This is a genomic window from Herbaspirillum huttiense (assembly GCF_047300815.1).
Taxonomy (GTDB): Bacteria; Pseudomonadota; Gammaproteobacteria; order Burkholderiales; family Burkholderiaceae_D; genus Herbaspirillum; species Herbaspirillum huttiense_A.
The window spans coordinates 4,619,881-4,636,493 of sequence record NZ_CP178608.1; the positions used below are offsets into that span (position 1 = coordinate 4,619,881).

Sequence of the window (16,613 nt, forward strand, 5' to 3'; positions counted from 1 at the left end):
ACTCCACCCCAAAGCGCTCACATCATGCAACGACTCTGGAAAATCCTCAGCGACACGCGCGTGCTCATCCTCCTGGGCTTCGCTGCCCTGGCCGCCTTCCTCTTCATCGGTGCCGACCAGCTCGAAGTTGCGCTGGTCTGGGCGGCCGCCCTGCTTGGCCTGCTGTTGCTGGTCTGGCTGGGATTCTGGCTCTACAAGCGCTGGAAAGCCCGGCGCGCCGCCAGCAAGCTGGAAAACGTGCTGGAGCAGCAGGCCGCCCAGCCGGCACCGGCCAGCAGCGACGGCGCCCGTCGCGATGACGTGGCCGCGCTGCGCCAGCGCATGCTGGACGCCATCAACACCATCAAGACCTCCAAGCTGGGCCAGAAATCGGGCGCCGCTGCCCTGTACGAACTGCCCTGGTACATGGTCATCGGCAATCCTGCGGCCGGCAAGAGTACCGCCATCGCCAATTCCGGGCTGCAGTTCCCCTTCGCCGACGAGGGCGGCAAGATCGTCCATGGGGTGGGCGGTACACGCAACTGTGACTGGTTCTTCACTACCGAGGGCATCCTGCTCGATACCGCCGGGCGCTACTCGGTGTACGAAGAAGACCGCAATGAATGGTTCAGCTTCCTGGGCCTGTTGAAGCGCTATCGCAAGCAGGCGCCCATCAACGGCATCATCATCGCCGTGAGCATTGCCGAGCTGACCGGCAACCGTCCCGAGTTCGCCATCAACCTGGCCAAGAACCTGCGCCAGCGCGTGCAGGAGCTGACCGAGAAGCTGGAAGTCTTTGCGCCGGTCTATGTGGTCTTCACCAAGGCTGACCTGATCACCGGCTTCAACGAGTTCTTCCTGGACACCGAACGCACCGAACGCGACCGCGTCTGGGGCGCGACCCTGGCCTATGACCGCAAGCGCAGCGGGCAGGAAGTCAGCAGCTTCTTTGACGAACGCTTTGATGAACTCTACGCCGGGCTCAAGGAGATGAGCCTGGCCAACATGTCAGTCAAGCGCGGCGAGAACATGGCGCCGGGTGTACTGACCTTTCCGCTGGAATTCTCGGCCATCAAGGGCGTGCTGCGTTCCTTCGTGACCACGCTGTTCGAGGAAAATCCCTTCCAGTTCAAGCCGGTTTTCCGTGGTTTCTATTTCACCAGCGCCTTGCAGGAAGGCGCCACGGCAAGCGCCTCCTCGCAGCGCATTGCCGACCGCTTCGGGCTGACGCTGGAACACAAGCCGCAGCGCGAGCTCTTGTCCAAGCACGGATTTTTCCTGCACAACCTGTTCAAGCAGGTCATCTTCGCGGACAAGCAACTGGTGGCGCAGTACACCAGCCGCAACAAGATCCGCATGCGCTACATCACCTTCTTCGCGGCCGTGACTGTGTTGGGCGCGTTGCTGGGTGGCTGGAGCTGGTCCTACATGGGCAACCGCCAGCTGGTGGCCAACGTGCAGGCAGACATGGACAAGGCCGTCAAGCTGCAGGAAAAGCGCCTGGACCTGCAGTCACGTTTCGAGGCACTGGAAATTCTGCAGGACCGAATCGAACAACTGGACCGCTATCGCTCCAGCCGTCCCTTCTCGGTCGGCCTGGGGCTCTACCAGGGCGACCTGCTGGAGCGCAAGCTGCGCGAGGAATACTTCGCCGGCATCAAGGAAATCATGTTGAAGCCGGTGGCCTCCAACATCGAGACCTACCTGATGGAAGTCAACGCCAATTCCGGCAAGCTGGAACCGATGGCCAAGCCGCCACAAGCCGGTGGTGTCACCACCGTGGCCGACAACGCGGCCCAGGCGGCCAATGCCCTGCGCACCTACAAGGACAGCTCGGCCACCAGCGTGGAGGATGCCTACAATGCGCTCAAGACTTACCTGATGCTATCGGACAAGTCGCGTGCCGAATCGAGCCACCTGAGCGACCAGATCACCCGCTTCTGGCGCGGCTGGCTGGAGACCAACCGCGGCACCATGCCGCGCGAGCAGATGATCCGCAGCGCCGAGCGTCTCATCAGCTTCTCGCTGGAGCAGATCAATGATCCGTCCTGGCCCACCGTGGAAAGCAAGCTGACCCTGGTCGACCAGACCCGCGAGAACCTGCGCCGCGTGGTGCGTGGCATGCCGGCGCGTGAACGCGTGTACGCCGATGTGAAGGCGCGCGCCGCCACCCGCTTCGCTTCCATGACCGTGGCCCGCATCGTCGGTGACAAGGACAAGGAACTGGTCATGGGCAGTTACGCCATCCCCGGCACCTTCACCCGTGATGCCTGGGAGAAGTTCGTGCAGGATGCCTTCAAGGAAGCCGCCAACAAGGAACTGCAAAGTGCCGACTGGGTGCTCAAGACCTCCTCCAAGGATGACCTGACGCTCGAAGGCAGCCCGGAACAGATCCAGAAAGCGCTCGTGTCGCAGTACAAGACAGAATACGCGCGCGAGTGGCAGAAATTCCTGCAGGGCGTAAGCATCGTCGAACTGCGCAACCTGGACGATGCCACCAACGCCATGAACCGCCTGGGTGACCCGCTGACTTCGCCCCTGAACAAGGTGATCAGCACGGTCTACGACGAAACCTCGTGGGACAACCCGTCCCTGGTCGATGCCGGCCTGGCCAATGCCAGCAAGGGCTTCATGGGCTGGTTCAAGGAAACCATCCTGCGCCGCTCGCCGGCACCGGTCCCGGTGCCGACCCAGCTCAATACCGACGGCAGCAGCGCCATTCCGATGGGTCCGGTTGGTCGAGAATTCGCCGGCGTGGCGCGTCTCGTGGTGAGCAAGGACAAGGGCAATTCGCTCATGCGCGGCTACATGGAAAATCTCTCCAAGCTGCGGACCCGCTTGAACACCATCAAGAACCAGGGCGACACCGGCCCCGGTGCCAAGCAGTTGATGCAGCAGACGCTCGAAGGCAGCGGCTCGGAGCTGTCGGATTCGCTCAAGTTCGTGGATGAAGAAATGCTGCCCGGCCTGAACGACCAGCAGAAGACCACCCTGCGGCCGCTGCTGGTGCGTCCGCTGGTGCAGGGCTTCAATGCCCTGGTGCGTCCGACCGAAGGCGAGGTCAACAAGATCTGGCGCGCCCAGGTGTACGAGCCGTTCCAGAACAACCTGGCCGCCAAGTATCCGTTCTCGCCCAACTCCAAGATCGAGGCCAACAGCGGCGAGATTGGTACCGTGTTTGGCGAGAACGGCGCGATCTCCAAGTTCGTGACCACGGCCATGGGTCCGCTGGTGGTACGCCGGGGCGATACGCTGTCGCCACGCAAGTGGGCCGACATGGGTATCACCCTGTCGCCCGCCATCACTACCAGCTTCGCCGACTGGATCAGCACTCCGGGCAGTGCTGGTGCAGGCGGCGGTGGCGGTGCTGCCGATGCGCAGACGGTGTTCCAGATCCAGCCCCAGCCAGCACCGGGCGCGCTGGAATACACCATCGAGATCGATGGCCAGCAACTGCGCTACCGCAACACCCAGGCCCAGTGGACCAACTTCGTGTGGCCCAATCCGCAAGGCGCACCAGGTGCCAAGGTGACGGCCGTGACCTATGACGGCCGCACCGTGGAAGTGGCGAACCAGCCGGGACGCTTCGGCCTGGAGCGCCTGATCAATACCGCCCAGCGCAAGCGCAAGGATAACGGCGCCTTCGAGCTGTCGTGGACCAATGAAGGCGTGACGGTGGTGGTAAACCTGAAGATCATCAGCAGCGCCGAGGTCTCCGGCAACAGCAATGGCGCCGCACGCGGCACGGCGGCCCTGCGTGGCCTGAAGCTGCCCGAAACCATTGCCGGCGGCACACCGGAAGCATCCTCGCCGGCGCCGCAAGTGCAATCGCAAACTCAATCCATTACCACAGGGGCCAAGCAATGAGCGCATCTGGTACCCCCATCAAGGTCGGCTATTTCGGCAAGATTCCGGCTCGCGGGGATTTCATCAAGGCCACCGACAACGCCGCCCTGATCACGCTGCTGGACAACTGGCTGGCGCAGACCATGGAGCTGCTCTCGCGTGATGCGCGCTGGAAAATCATCTATGACGGCGTCAAGCCCCTGCACTTCGTGGTCATGGGCCCGCGCAGCCGGCGCGCCGTGGCGGGCCACCTGCGTGCCAGCGGCGACCAGTCGCAGCGGCGCTTTCCGTTCATTTCGATGAGCGCCTTCGATATCGAGGACCCGGTCGCCTTCGTGAGCAACAGTCCACTGATCCTCTCTCGACTATGGTCGCGCCTGGAGTCGCTGACCCAAGGTGTCCTGACCGCGCCCGATCCGGCCCAGCCGCTGCAGACGCTGGCGGCGACCACACTGGAACTGGACATCAACAGTGCCGGCTACAGCGCGGCCTTCGCCGATTTCCTTGAGCTGCAGACCACGGGCTCGCTGCAGCAGATGCTGGCCGAGGCCGGCTTCAGCGGCAACCTGCGCCAGCTGTTGCTGGCCCTGGGCCTGCTGCTGCAACCGGTCATGGCCAGCACCTCCAGCCGCCTGGACAAGAACCTGATCCTGCCGCTGCCGCGCGACCCGATGTACCGCAGTCTGGTGGCCAGCTTCTGGATGCACCTGATCACGCCCTTCCTCACGCGTGCCGATTTCGAGCTGGCGCTGTTCATGACCCGGCGCGATGAGCAACCGGCCATGTTCCTCGGGTTCTCCGGCGCCTCCCCGCGCACCTTGCATTCGGTGATGGATGCCCAGGCCGGCGCCGAGCACAACATCCCCTTCGATGAGGCCGACTGGGTGGAAGAACATGTGGGCGGTGATTACGGCATCCAGAAACTGTCCAGCTACCTGGCCCATCCCGACCTCTCGCTGACCTCGGCGCTTGCCTCGTTCCGCGAAGCTTTCATCGGAGCCTGAATCTTGAAGACGAACATTCTTTCCCAAACCCGTCGGCTGGCACTGTTGAGCGCGGCCTGGCTCACCTGCTCAATCGTTCATGCACAGAACGTTGCACCGCCGGTCGCCACGCCCGCACCCGGTCAGGTACTGGTGACGGGCACTGTCCCCGATGAAGCCAGCAAGGCTGCCGCGCTGGCGCGACTACGCGAAGTCTATGGCGCCGACCGCGTGGTCGACCAGATTGCGGTCGGCCAGGTGGTGCTGCCGGCCAACTGGAACAATCACGTGCAAAAGTTGATCTCGCCCAACCTCAAGGCCGTCAGCCGTGGCCAGCTGAAGATCGATGGCACCAGCGTCAGCATTTCCGGTGAGGTGTCCAACGAGGCCCAGCGCCAGCAGATCGCCAGCGACATGGCCAGCAATCTCAATTCGTCCTATACCGTGAACAATGGCTTGCGGGTGTCCACCTCGGAACAGGGGCTGCTGGACAACGCCCTGGCCAACCGCGTGGTGGCCTTCGAAAGCGGACAGGCTACGCTCACGCCTGAAGGCAAGCGCATCCTCGATGAGATCGCTGCGACCATGCTCAAGCTCAAGGGCAGGCACGTGGAGATCATCGGCAACACCGACAATGAAGGCCTGCGCGCCAGCAATATCTCGCTGTCGCTGGCACGGGCCGATGCGGTCAAGGCGTACCTGAGCGCCAAGGGGGTCGATGAGAGCCTGTTGACGACCTCAGGCCAGGGACCGGATCGTCCGGTCGCTTCCAACAATACGGCGGAAGGGCGCGCCAAGAATCGGCGGATCGAATTCCGTATTGCCAAGTAAGACAAGACGCGGGCGAATCTGGCCCGGAATGAAAAAAGGAACCGGCTGTTTTGCGGTTCCTTTTTTCTTGGGGCGCGTCGCCAGGGAGTGTTCAGTCCTGTGGCGGCGGTTGCAATCCCAGCAGCTCTTCGACGTGGGACAGTGCGGCGTTGTCCTTGATGACGGTCTTGAGCCAGGCGTGCAAAGGCATCTCGCCCCATTGCGCGGCCTTGTCGGCCAGGTGCGCCACCGGGCTGTGGGGCTCGGTGCGGCGGAAGAACTCTGCCACTGCGCGCAGTTGGGCAATGGCTTCGGCACGGGTACGAATCGGTCCCTGGTGCTGGACCGGCGCGGTGACAGGGCTGCCCGGCTCACTCAATTGCGCCGCCACGGCAGCGGTATTTTCATCGGCCACAGCGATCTCTGCGGGGGCCACCGAACGCAGCCCCGTGTCAGCAGCGAAGCGGACGAGGGTCTCGTGCACCAGGGTGATCGCCTCGCGGGCGGAGGAGAATCCGGGGCCATCGACACCTAGCCGTTCATCGACGGACTTTTCCAGATGTTCCAGGCATTGGAGGCAGTATTGGGTATCGGCCAGCATGGCTTCATAGAAGGCATGCGAACTGCGCTTGCGGGCCGATTCCATGACGGCCAGCTTGACGCCCTCTTCCGGCTGGCCGCCTTCGTTGGCGATACGCTCTGCATTGGCCGCACGGGCGCGGGCGGCATCAAAATCGAGCAGGGAGAAGGCGCTGCCCCGGCCTTCGGTCAGCGGGATCTCGCGCGACATTTGCACCGAGCGTGACAGCAACCAGGTCAGGTTGCCGACGCGACGGTCGTGATCCCCGTCTTCGGACAGGGGGTAGAGATGGTCCCAGAACTGGTCGAAGAGGCCCGCCAACAGCAGGAACCCATCCCCCAGACCGCGCAGGCCGCGCGTCTTGCAGGCGGCTTCGCTGTACCAGACGGCCAGGCGCAGGTCTTTGCTTCGGGTTTCGATGAGTTGTGCGCAGCGTTGCTCGACGAAGATCCAGTCGGCTTCCTTGATGTCGGTGACCCATTCGCCCTGGTCCAGGGTCGGATCGTCGAAGCGCCGGGCCTCGGCGATGGCGTCCAGATCGGCGGTGAAGGAAAGGTCTTCTCCGCCTGGATGGTTGTCATTGATGGGCTTGAGCAGCTGGTCGACGGCGGTGGTGGCTGGCTTGACGCCGAGCAGGGATTTCAGGGTGGGCAGTTTCATGGTCAATGCGATCCCGATCAGTTATTTTCTTGTCATGATGATCCCCGTTGTTCCTGCATGCGAGCGCTGCAAGTGACGGGCCTTGGAGGGGGTTGGACAAGGGTTGGGGGCGGGTGTTCGCGGTGGCAGATGAATAAGTATGAAATTGTGCGGGCGGAGATGAGCAGATGCCCCCCGCCAAGGGCGAGGAACGACAGAAACGACCTGCAGCTATCTTGTGTTATTGCACTAAATACTGACCCAGGATTGGAGTGAACCCTCGGGCTGGACCAAGGCTAGGAGATGAAGTGATACGCTTGTCGAGCCTTCTCAGGAGGAGCGACATCATGGCATCACGAGGTCCATATCGGCGGCACAGCCCGCAATTCAAGATACAGATATGCAGCGATATTCGCAGCGGCAAGATAGGGCGACGCGAGGCGCTCAAGACTCATAACTTGTCGGCCAATCTCATGCAGATGTGGCTAGGGCAGTTTGATCGCGGTGAGCTGGATGCAGAAGATGCTGCTGCGTCGACGGTTGCAGAGTACGAAGCACATATTGCCGCGTTGGAACGGAAGGTAGGCCAGCTGACGATGGAGTTGGATCTCCTCAAAAAAACGCCACGGCTACGACTCGTCAGCAACAGCGAGAACTCATCGATCATCAGCGGCCCCAAGCCTGCTCCATCCGACGAGGATGCCAAATGATCGATCTGCCGCGTAGCACCTACTATTATCAGCCCAGGCCGGCTACTGCCGTACTCGGTGATGCTGAGCTGGCCCATCTGATAGAAGACATCCACGATGTATTCCCGGGCTATGGCTATCGTCGAATCACGTTGGAATTGAGGGCACGCGGGCATGTGGTCAATCACAAGCGCGTAGCCAGGATCATGCGTGAGCATGAGGTATACGGCCATCATCGGCGCAGGTTCAAGCCGGCGGCCGGCACTGAAACCGACGTCGCCGTCTTTCCTAATCACTATCAGAACATCATTCCAACGGAGCCAGATCGTGTCTGGATTGCCGATATCACCTACATCCGAATAGCATCCGGCTTTATCTACCTGGCCGTTGTTTTGGATGCTTGCAGCCGCAAGGTAATCGGCTACGCTTTATCTAAGCGGATAGACACGCCTTTGGCCCTGGCCGCGCTGACGGCCGCCTACAGAATTCGCAAGCCGGCGCCCGGCACCTGCATTCACCATACGGATCGTGGGTGCCAATATGCCAGTGCCTTATACCGGGATTCTTTGGAGGAATTTGGTCTGATAGGATCGATGAGTGCTCCAGCCAATCCATATCACAACGCCCAGGCGGAAAGCTTCATGAAGACGCTTAAGGTCGAAGAGGTTTATCTGGCCGGATATGAGAAATTCGACGACGTGGCAGCGAGACTGCCATACTTCATCGAAGAGATTTACAACGAACGGCGTATGCACTCGGCGCTGGGCTATCAATCACCTAACCAGTTCGAAGCACAACTTGCTCGGCAAGCGGCTTAGTTTCTCGACCAACCTTGGTCCAGCCCGAGGGGTTCACTCCAAAAGTGGGTCAGTTTTCAATGCAAATCAACAAGCCATTGCTCAAATCTTCGAAGAGCGCTTCTTTGAGATGTCGAAACAATGGATATGTCTTGTTGTCCGGCGTTATCAAATTCAATATGCGATCTGCCGTCCAATAGAGGTAGTAGCGTTTTTCATTTACCTCGGTGTAGCTTCCTCTAACGGGCAGCGAAAATCGGCCCAGAATTTCCAGGTCGGAGGTTCGTTGCTCTTCTTCCGGGTATCGCCAGAGTCCATTTGCTGGATCAAAGTCGATGATTTCGCTACCTGTGTAGTGCTGATAAACAAGCATTGCTATTTTCCTCAACGATCCGCAAGTGCGCTGTGCCGTGAGAGATATCTCGATTTGTTCTAGTCGGTGAAAAGGCCCGCAGGAATCAGTTCACGAGAAATCCATTCCCAATTCACATTGCGGCCCTGACTGGCGGGCATCAGCTCGCCTTGTTTGGCCTCTATCCGATAATCCACGGAATCAGCTACCAACCAAAAACCATCCAGGGGACAGCGCTCTCCAGTTCTCGCCCGTATCCTGGATGCAAGCGGACTTTCGTTCTGCTCGCTTGAGCATTTCTTACTTATTTTTTCGACAGCATCTTTGACCGCAACAAAGAAATCCCATGTCCCAAGATCTCTATCGGTAAAGGGTGTGATATCCATCATGTAGAGCTGAAGATACCGTTGCGAAAAATAAGAAACTTCGTGCAATAACGCGCCAGTTTTATCGTGCAACCGCACTGTTGAATATCCGGGAATAGCACTGCCGTCTCTTCTCTCTGCCGAGACAATCTCGAATTTCAGCCCATCGCGCAGATCTTCAAAACGTGCATCTGAAAGGTGGCGGAACAAGGTGTATTCGGTGCCGTCCGGAAGTCTGAAGAGCAAGATCCGGTCCGCTGTCCAATAAAGGTAATAACGCTTTCCATCGACCTCAGTAAAGCTTCCTCGAACCGGGAGGGTGAACCTTGCCATGATCTCAAGGTCAGGCGTCACTCTCGGCTTTTCTGGATAACGCCATAGCCCGGTCGCTGGGTCGAAATCGATAATGTCGTCTCCGGTCACATGATTAAAAACCAGCATCCTATTTTCCTTTATTCACTATCTCATCAATTTCTTGTAGAAGACGACGCATTGCGTTCTCATCTCCAGTTCTTTTGGCGCTTGAATACTCTAGTATCTTATCCCAAGGAAAATCGTCTCCACCGGCTGACGCTGCAGAGTCAGCGATTTGCCTGTCAGTTTTTGGGCCGGTCTTACTTATACTGATAATTTCGCCATCATCAGCGATCCGATATCCTCGCTTAAGATCCTCATAGGTAGGACCTAAGGGATCGCCGAACTTTTTCGTATTGCGCCTGTAAATAATTTCTCTCAAGTCGGGATCAGTCGCGTCCTTGAATTTTTTTCCGATTGCTCTACGCTGCTCATTAGCCCAGCGGGCCACCTCTTCCTCGGACTTGCCTGCTTTGCGCATAGCAGCTATATCATCTCCAATTCGTTTTACTGCCACCTCGTACTCCAGCCGCATCAGAGGCTTGCTGCTATGTGCCAACGTATTGACTTTGTTTGTATCGCCTTTCACATCAGCCGGCTTGGCGTGCGCCAAGAGCTTGTCCACCTGTACCTTGAGCGCCTTCATTGCGTCAGGAATCTTCTCATGACCCACGCGTTGCAGCCGCTGTAGCTCCTGTTCCACCAAGCGTAATCGCCGGGCCGTGCTGCCCAATGCCCAGTTCAGCCATCGCGACGACATGTAGTCAATGGACTTGTCTATGCCCTTTCGCAGACCATTCAGAATGTCATCAAAATGTTTGAGCACATCTTTCAAGTACGCATCGTACGGCAGCTCCTTGAGAAACCGCACCGGGTCTCCCTTGCCGGCTCCCCGCAACAGCGCCAATATGGCTTCAATCGCCTTCCCCGCTTCCGTTCCGCCAGTCTTGACGAACCGGAAGACGATCTTGAATATACCCTTGAGCAGGCTTCCAAGGACCGGCACCAGTCCGATCAAGGTGATCACCAACGCAACCCATCGCCAGGTATCGTCGGGGTCTTTTCTAATATGCAGCAAATTTGCGATCAGATCGCGAATGTCGGCGATCTGATCAAGGACGGGAATCATCGAGATCGCCGTTCCGACGATGATCTGTCCCGTTGTCTGCTCATCCTCGAAGTCGCCTTTGAGAACACCCCAAAACCAGTCCATTGCGTCCTCAACCTCGCTCACAGCGCCTCCGATGATGAAAACGGATTAATCAACTTGGCCAATTCAATGGCCTGCTCAGCGGAGAGATCCTTGCCAAAGGCGGGATTGGTCACATGCAGATCTGCATGTTCCGGCTTCCAGGAACGAACGTCTTCTCCAATCTCAATCTTTGCCGGGCCTGAAGGAACATCGTCCAGTCTCGCTTTACCATCGGCGTTCAGACGGCCACGCTGCACTGAGCCATCTGCGAACGTCACCTTGAAAGGTGCACCTTCGACAGGACTGCCGTCAAAGTATTTGCGTTCGATGCCTAGCCACGGCTTGATATGCTGAACTTGCGGAAGGATGGGATAGGCTGCAAGCGAACGCTGCGGTCCCGTCAACTCCTTGGCACTAGCCTTGAACTCCATCGCCCCCGGCCCATGCACCTCGATATTGCCGCCCTCCAGTTTCAGCCACGCGCCTTGCACACTGAGCTGCACATGCTGCTTGCCCGTGATCTGCACATCCTGCCCCACGCTGGCCACCGTCACTTGCTTCGCAGCCGTCATGAGCGTCTTGCCCGCCTGACACTGCACGCTGACCTTGCCAGAGGCCGCATGCAGCGCCATGCCAATATCCTGAACCGGCTTGCTGGCGTCACTGGCCTTGCCATAGGTGAAGAGACTGACGCCCGATTTGGCCAGATGATGCAGATTGCCTTGTGCAATCTGGTTGATGTCCTTGCCCGCCGTGACGCTGCTGCTCACACCCGCAGCCAGGATGGCGCTGGCCGGAGTGGCCGCAGCGATACCGGCCGGACTGGAGAGCTGCAACTGCGGTGCGCTGAAAGCAGTCGCGGCACTTGAGCCTGCTTCACCGCCATCGTCACCACCACTGCCGCCTGCCGAAGCAGTGGCACTCGCCTTGAGTACATCGACCGACTCAGCCAGCGATTCCACAGCGGGCAACTTGCCCGCTTCCGTCTCGCCTTCGAATTTGGCATTGTGCTTCTGCGCGGTCTCCGCCAGTTGCTTCTGCTTCTCGACGCTGTCGGCCAGCTGCGAAAGCGCTCCCCGCACATCCAGCTGCGCCCCCGAGCTCTTCTCGGTAGAGAGCAGCAATCCCTGCCCTCCACGTACGGCCGCACTGTAGCGGGTCTTCAGCTCAAAGCCCTGACCGGTGGTGGCCAGGCGCTGATTGTCGGTCTGCTGGCGCAGCAAGCCCAGATTCAGTTCGCTGGCCCCGTCATGGCTATCCGCATGCTGTTGCAGCGAGGCGCGCGACTGGCCGGGGGTATCGTCAAACACCAATTGGTTGTACGCGCCACCACCGCTCTGGCTGGCGCCCAATGCCTGGGTCTTGATACCGGAGAGCACCGCCGCATGCTGATGCCCTTCCGCATCTCCCGGGAACCATGCCGGTGCATTGCCGGTGGCCGCTCCCGCACCCTGCCCGGCCTGGTTGCCCTGGGCGTTGTCCTGCCCGCGGCCGTTGTACAAGGTGCCGATGACCACCGGACGGTCGATGTCGCCCTCGATGAAATCGATCAGGACTTCCTGGCCCACGCGTGGCACGGCCTGGCCGCCCCAATTGGCGCCCGCCGTGGGCGCAATGCCCGCCAGCACGCGTACCCAGGTGCCAGATTGTTCATTGGCCGGTGCGCCGACGTGACCATCCGGCGCCGGTGAACTCAGGCCGCTATGGCTGCGCTCGCCGCGCTGCCAGTGAAATTGCACGCGGATGCGGTTGTCGCGATCAGTGTGCACCGCTTGTCCCTGGGCCCCGACGACCACCGCCGTCTGCTGGCCGCTGGCCACCGGCTTCGGATGGAGGCGATTACCGTCGGCATCAGTCACCAAGGGGCGATATGGCACTTTGCTGCGGATTGCCTCGAAGCGGTTACGGTAGACCGGCCGGGCTTCTCCTCGTGCCGGTTTCAAGGCCTCGTCCAGCAGGCTGCTCGTGGCTGCGTCCTGGTCCACGGTGGCTTCGCCCAGCAAACGCATGGCTTCTGCCTTGAGATCGGCGTTCAGGTTGTTGTGCGCCTGATGGACCACACGCAGGAGCACGAACTGATCCTCGGCGCCACCAGCATGGTCGTAATGACCGGTGAGCGTGAACGTTGTCGCAGGAGTCAGGCTGCGCACGGTGCCCGTACCGGTGAAGATTTCATTGCGCGCTTCGATGGCCTGCAGCTGGTTGCGTGCCTGGCGCTCAGCCTGCGCGCGATTCTCGTTGGCGTAGACGCCGGGCGCATCGCGCAGGGTCAGCACCAGGCCGCCCGGCGTTTCGCCCTGGCTGCCGTTGGGGTGGTCGCCGCCGCTGCTCATGGTGCTGGCCTCCCGCACTGCGGCCTGGCGATAATCCCACGTCAGGATTTCAACCGCATTGCTCTGCCAGCGGCGCACGCTGCGCCAGCGATCGATGCTGTCTTGCGGCATCACCGCGCCCGGCTGGCTGAAGGCGATCTGCGCGCGTGCATTGGGCCTGAAGCTGCCGTTGTGGTCGGCAATCACCACCGTATGCGTGCCCAGGCTGGCGCTGCTCGCATCGCCCTTGTGCTCGATGGTGTAGAACAGGCCTTCCTCGGCCAGCAGCCGGTTGACGAAGGCCAGGTCGGTTTCCTGGTACTGCGTTGCCAGACTGCGCCGGGCGTAGACCGAGGCATCCTGCAAGTCCAGTCGCCAGGCCGGTTGCAGCCTGCCTTGGCCCTGGTAGTCGCGAAAGACGGAGTCGATGATCTCCGGCACCGTCATGTCCTGGAATAACGCACCGTCGCGGCGATGCCGCAGGAAGGCCAGCCAGGGTTCAATGGTCAGCACGTAACGGGCCATGCCGCCGTTGGCCCCTTCCATCCGGCAATCAGTGACGTGGCCATGGAAGGCGCGCGCTGCGCCATCGGTGTCCAGTTCGACCAGCACCGCCTGCCCCAGCAGCTTGCGCAGGGAAATACCGGCGTTCAGGCTGAGGCAAGACAACTTCAGGCGATAACCGGCAATGGCCCCGTCAACCACGGCGATGTCATTGCCTTCGTGGAAGGCACTGATCTCTTCGACGGCCTGCAGCTTCTCGGCCATCAGCGTATCTGCACCCAAGTCCGCGCCCGCAGGCAGGTGCAGCCGCATCACACGGGTGGATTGATTCCACGCGCCGGCCAGGGCGGCGATGGCTGAGGCGTTCATGGCCGCCCCGCGTCTGGCCGGGTTGCGTCACTGGCGAAACTGGCTGCATGAAGGAATGGAGATGGACACGTCATGGTCTTGGTCACTTCGTGAGCTTACTGGATGGTGTACTTGAAATCGCCCTTCTTGCTGGCCGATACCTTGATGCGGCTGAGGCCCTGCCCTTCGGCCATGCGCGCCAGCACGCTTTCAGCGATTTCCGGCAGAAGGCTGCCGTTGAGGATGTTGTCCACATTGCGGGCGCCGGAATCGACCTCGGTGCAGCGCGCCAGCACGGCCTCGACCAAGGCCTTGTCGTAACTGAACTCGGCCTTGTGGTTCTCGGCGATCCGCTTGGCGATGCGGGCCAGCTTGAGCTTGATGATTTCCACCAGCACCTCGTCGGCAATCGGGTAATAAGGAATCACCTTGAGGCGCCCCAGGAAAGCGGGCTTGAAGGCCTTCACCAGTTGCGGGCGGATCAGCGCATCGAGTTCGTCCGGCGTCGGCAAGTCTTCTGCCGTCTTGTTCAGGCAAGCCTGCATCATCTGGGAGGAGGCGACATTGCTGGTAAGGATGATGATGGTGTTCTTGAAGTCGATCTCGCGCCCTTCGCCGTCATCCATCACGCCCTTGTCGAAGACCTGGAAGAACAGCTCCAGCACGTCCGGATGGGCTTTCTCGACCTCGTCGAGCAAGACCACGCTGTACGGATTGCGCCGCACCGCCTCGGTCAGCACGCCCCCCTCGCCATAGCCGACATAGCCCGGCGGCGAACCCTTGAGGCCGGAAACGGTGTGGGCTTCCTGGTATTCGCTCATGTTGATGGTGATGAGCTTGCGTTCGCCGCCATAAAGCACATCGGCCAGGGCCAGCGCGGTCTCGGTCTTGCCGACACCGGACGGTCCCACGAACAGGAACACGCCCTTGGGCTTGCCGGGATCATCCAGGTTGGCACGCGAGGTGCGCACGCGCTGCGCCACGGCAGAAGTTGCCTGCGGCTGCCCCAGTACGCGTTCGCGCAGCAGGGCATCGAGGCCCAGCACGGTCTTGATCTCGTCCTTGACCATCTTGCCCAGCGGGATGCCGGTCCAGCCGGCCACGATCTCGGCGACGACGTGGCCATCCACCTGGACCGGGACCATCGGGGTTTCGCCCTGGTGCCGCTTCAACTCGTCCAGCAGCTGCTTCAGTTCGGCACGTGCAGTGTCAGCCTCGCCGGCGGCACTGCCTTCCTTGTTGGCATCTTCGAGCGCAGCGCGCACCTGCTGGATGCTTTCATTCAAGCCGCGCTCGTGCTCCCAGCGCGTTTGCAGTTCGCCCTGTTCAGCCAGGGCGGTAGCGTGCTGCGCCTGCAGGTCAGCCAATCGCGCCTGGTGCTCCGAGCCGCTGGCAGTTTCCCGTTGGAGCGCGGCGATTTCCGCATCCAGACGCTCCAAACGCCGCGTGACGCCCTCCAGTAACGCGGGTGTGGCGTTCTGTCCCAACGCGACCTTGGCGCAGGCCGTATCCAGCACGCTGATGGCCTTGTCCGGCAGTTGACGGCCGCTGATGTAGCGGTGCGAAAGCCGCACGGCCTCGGTGATGGCTTCGTCATACACGCGCACGCCAAAATGCTGTTCCATGAGCGGGGCCATGGCGCGCAGCATGGCACACGCCACTTCCTCAGTCGGCTCCTCGACCTTGATGACCTGGAAGCGCCGGGCCAGCGCAGCATCCTTCTCGAAATACTTCTTGTATTCGCTCCAGGTGGTTGCAGCGATGGTGCGCAGCTCGCCACGCGCCAGCGCCGGCTTGAGCAGGTTGGCCGCATCGTTCTGGCCGGCCTGGCCGCCGGCGCCGATCATGGTGTGCGCCTCATCGATGAAAAGGATGATGGGGTGCGGGCTCTTCTTGACTTCGTCGATCACGTTCTTGAGCCGATTCTCGAACTCGCCCTTGACGCTGGCGCCGGCCTGCAGCAAGCCCATGTCCAGCGTATGTATCTCCACGCCCTGCAAGGGTTGCGGCACATCCCCCTGGGCAATGCGCAGCGCCAGTCCCTCGACCACAGCGGTCTTGCCCACACCGGCCTCGCCGGTCAGGATGGGATTGTTCTGGCGGCGGCGCAGCAGGATGTCGACGGCCTGGCGGATCTCGGCATCGCGCCCGATGACCGGGTCGATCTTGCCGTCGCGGGCACGCTGGGTCAGTTGGGTGGTGTACTGGTCTAGCGCCGGGGTCTTGCTGGCAGCGCGCTGCCGGAGTTCACCCACGGGATCGCCGCCTGCCGTCGCGTCATCGCCAGGGCCGGCCTCATTACCCAGCGCCGCTGGTGTTTCCGTGGAGCCCTCGGTGAGTCTGTGCAAATCATGCTTGAGTTCATCCACCTTGAATTTGGCGAACAGCTTGGAGCCGCGATAGGCCAGTTGTGACAGCTCGCTCTGAGTCAGCAAAGCCAGCAACAGGTGGCCGCTGCGAATGGCGGGATTGCTGCCGTCCAGCGAGGCAATCAGCCAGCCGTGCTCGAACAGCGTCTGCAAATGCGGCGACAAGACGGGCGTGCGGGTGTTGCCATTCTTGAAGGTCGAGATCTCGCGTTCCAGATCAGCTTGCAGGCTGTCGGTACTGATGCCGCTGCGGCGCGCGATCAGGCTGAAGTCAGATTGCGGTTGCTCCAGCAGGGCCAGAAACAGGTGTTCCAGATCCACTTCGTATTGACCGCGCGACATGCACAGCGTGGCCGCACGTTCCGTGGCCAGGCGCGCGGAATCGTTGAGCTTGCTGATCAGGGATTTGAGGTTGATACCCATGCTGCGTTTCCTTCCTGCTTTGAATGGCGACGGCCTTGGCGGCCGCCTTGGTTTTGTGGCTTTCTTTCACA

At 60.8% G+C, this 16,613-nt stretch carries 11 protein-coding genes; 5 read left to right on the plus strand and 6 right to left on the minus strand.

The window, feature by feature from the left end:
* The first annotated feature begins 24 nt into the window (after positions 1 to 24).
* The 3 genes from tssM to ACLRDN_RS21135 are packed head-to-tail and all read left to right on the plus strand — an operon-like array spanning position 25 to position 5,639.
* Complete coding sequence (tssM, locus tag ACLRDN_RS21125) at positions 25 to 3,846, plus strand: type VI secretion system membrane subunit TssM (protein WP_413457879.1); 3,822 nt, start codon at positions 25 to 27, stop codon at positions 3,844 to 3,846.
* A complete protein-coding gene (gene tagF / locus ACLRDN_RS21130; protein ID WP_413457880.1) occupies positions 3,843 to 4,829 on the plus strand; it encodes a type VI secretion system-associated protein TagF in 987 nt (328 codons plus the stop codon). Before tssM ends, tagF begins: the two co-directional genes overlap by 4 nt.
* Positions 4,830 to 4,832: 3 nt before the next feature.
* A complete protein-coding gene (locus ACLRDN_RS21135; protein WP_413457881.1) occupies positions 4,833 to 5,639 on the plus strand; it encodes an OmpA family protein in 807 nt (268 codons plus the stop codon).
* Positions 5,640 to 5,730: 91 nt separating this feature from the next.
* On the opposite strand, the gene tssA is transcribed toward ACLRDN_RS21135, so the two are convergent.
* On the minus strand, positions 5,731 to 6,858 hold the full coding sequence (tssA, locus tag ACLRDN_RS21140) for a type VI secretion system protein TssA (RefSeq protein WP_413457882.1): 1,128 nt from the start codon (positions 6,856 to 6,858) through the stop codon (positions 5,731 to 5,733).
* Positions 6,859 to 7,184: 326 nt separating this feature from the next.
* On the opposite strand from tssA, the gene ACLRDN_RS21145 reads away from it, so the two are divergent.
* Entirely contained in the window at positions 7,185 to 7,547 is a 363-nt protein-coding gene (locus tag ACLRDN_RS21145) for a transposase (protein ID WP_209568292.1), read from the plus strand.
* Positions 7,526 to 8,344, plus strand: coding sequence for an IS3 family transposase (locus tag ACLRDN_RS21150; RefSeq protein WP_413460389.1), 819 nt, complete (start codon positions 7,526 to 7,528; stop codon positions 8,342 to 8,344). Before ACLRDN_RS21145 ends, ACLRDN_RS21150 begins: the two co-directional genes overlap by 22 nt.
* A 49-nt stretch (positions 8,345 to 8,393) precedes the next feature.
* Here ACLRDN_RS21150 and ACLRDN_RS21155 read toward each other — a convergent pair whose 3' ends face one another.
* The 5 genes from ACLRDN_RS21155 to tssH all read right to left on the minus strand — a co-directional run bounded on the left by ACLRDN_RS21155 (position 8,394) and on the right by tssH (position 16,542).
* Complete coding sequence (locus tag ACLRDN_RS21155; RefSeq protein ID WP_413457883.1) at positions 8,394 to 8,696, minus strand: hypothetical protein; 303 nt, start codon at positions 8,694 to 8,696, stop codon at positions 8,394 to 8,396.
* Between the two features lie 59 nt (positions 8,697 to 8,755).
* On the minus strand, positions 8,756 to 9,481 hold the full coding sequence (locus ACLRDN_RS21160) for a hypothetical protein (protein WP_413457884.1): 726 nt from the start codon (positions 9,479 to 9,481) through the stop codon (positions 8,756 to 8,758).
* Position 9,482: 1 nt separating this feature from the next.
* A complete protein-coding gene (locus ACLRDN_RS21165) occupies positions 9,483 to 10,628 on the minus strand; it encodes a hypothetical protein (RefSeq protein WP_413457885.1) in 1,146 nt (381 codons plus the stop codon).
* Positions 10,625 to 13,771 carry a type VI secretion system Vgr family protein gene (locus ACLRDN_RS21170; protein ID WP_413457886.1) on the minus strand — a complete coding sequence of 1,049 codons (3,147 nt, stop codon included), beginning with the start codon at positions 13,769 to 13,771 and terminating at the stop codon, positions 10,625 to 10,627. The genes ACLRDN_RS21165 and ACLRDN_RS21170 overlap by 4 nt, the downstream gene beginning before the upstream one ends.
* Before the next feature lie 95 nt (positions 13,772 to 13,866).
* On the minus strand, positions 13,867 to 16,542 hold the full coding sequence (gene tssH / locus ACLRDN_RS21175; protein ID WP_413457887.1) for a type VI secretion system ATPase TssH: 2,676 nt from the start codon (positions 16,540 to 16,542) through the stop codon (positions 13,867 to 13,869).
* Between the last annotated feature and the right edge of the window lie 71 nt (positions 16,543 to 16,613).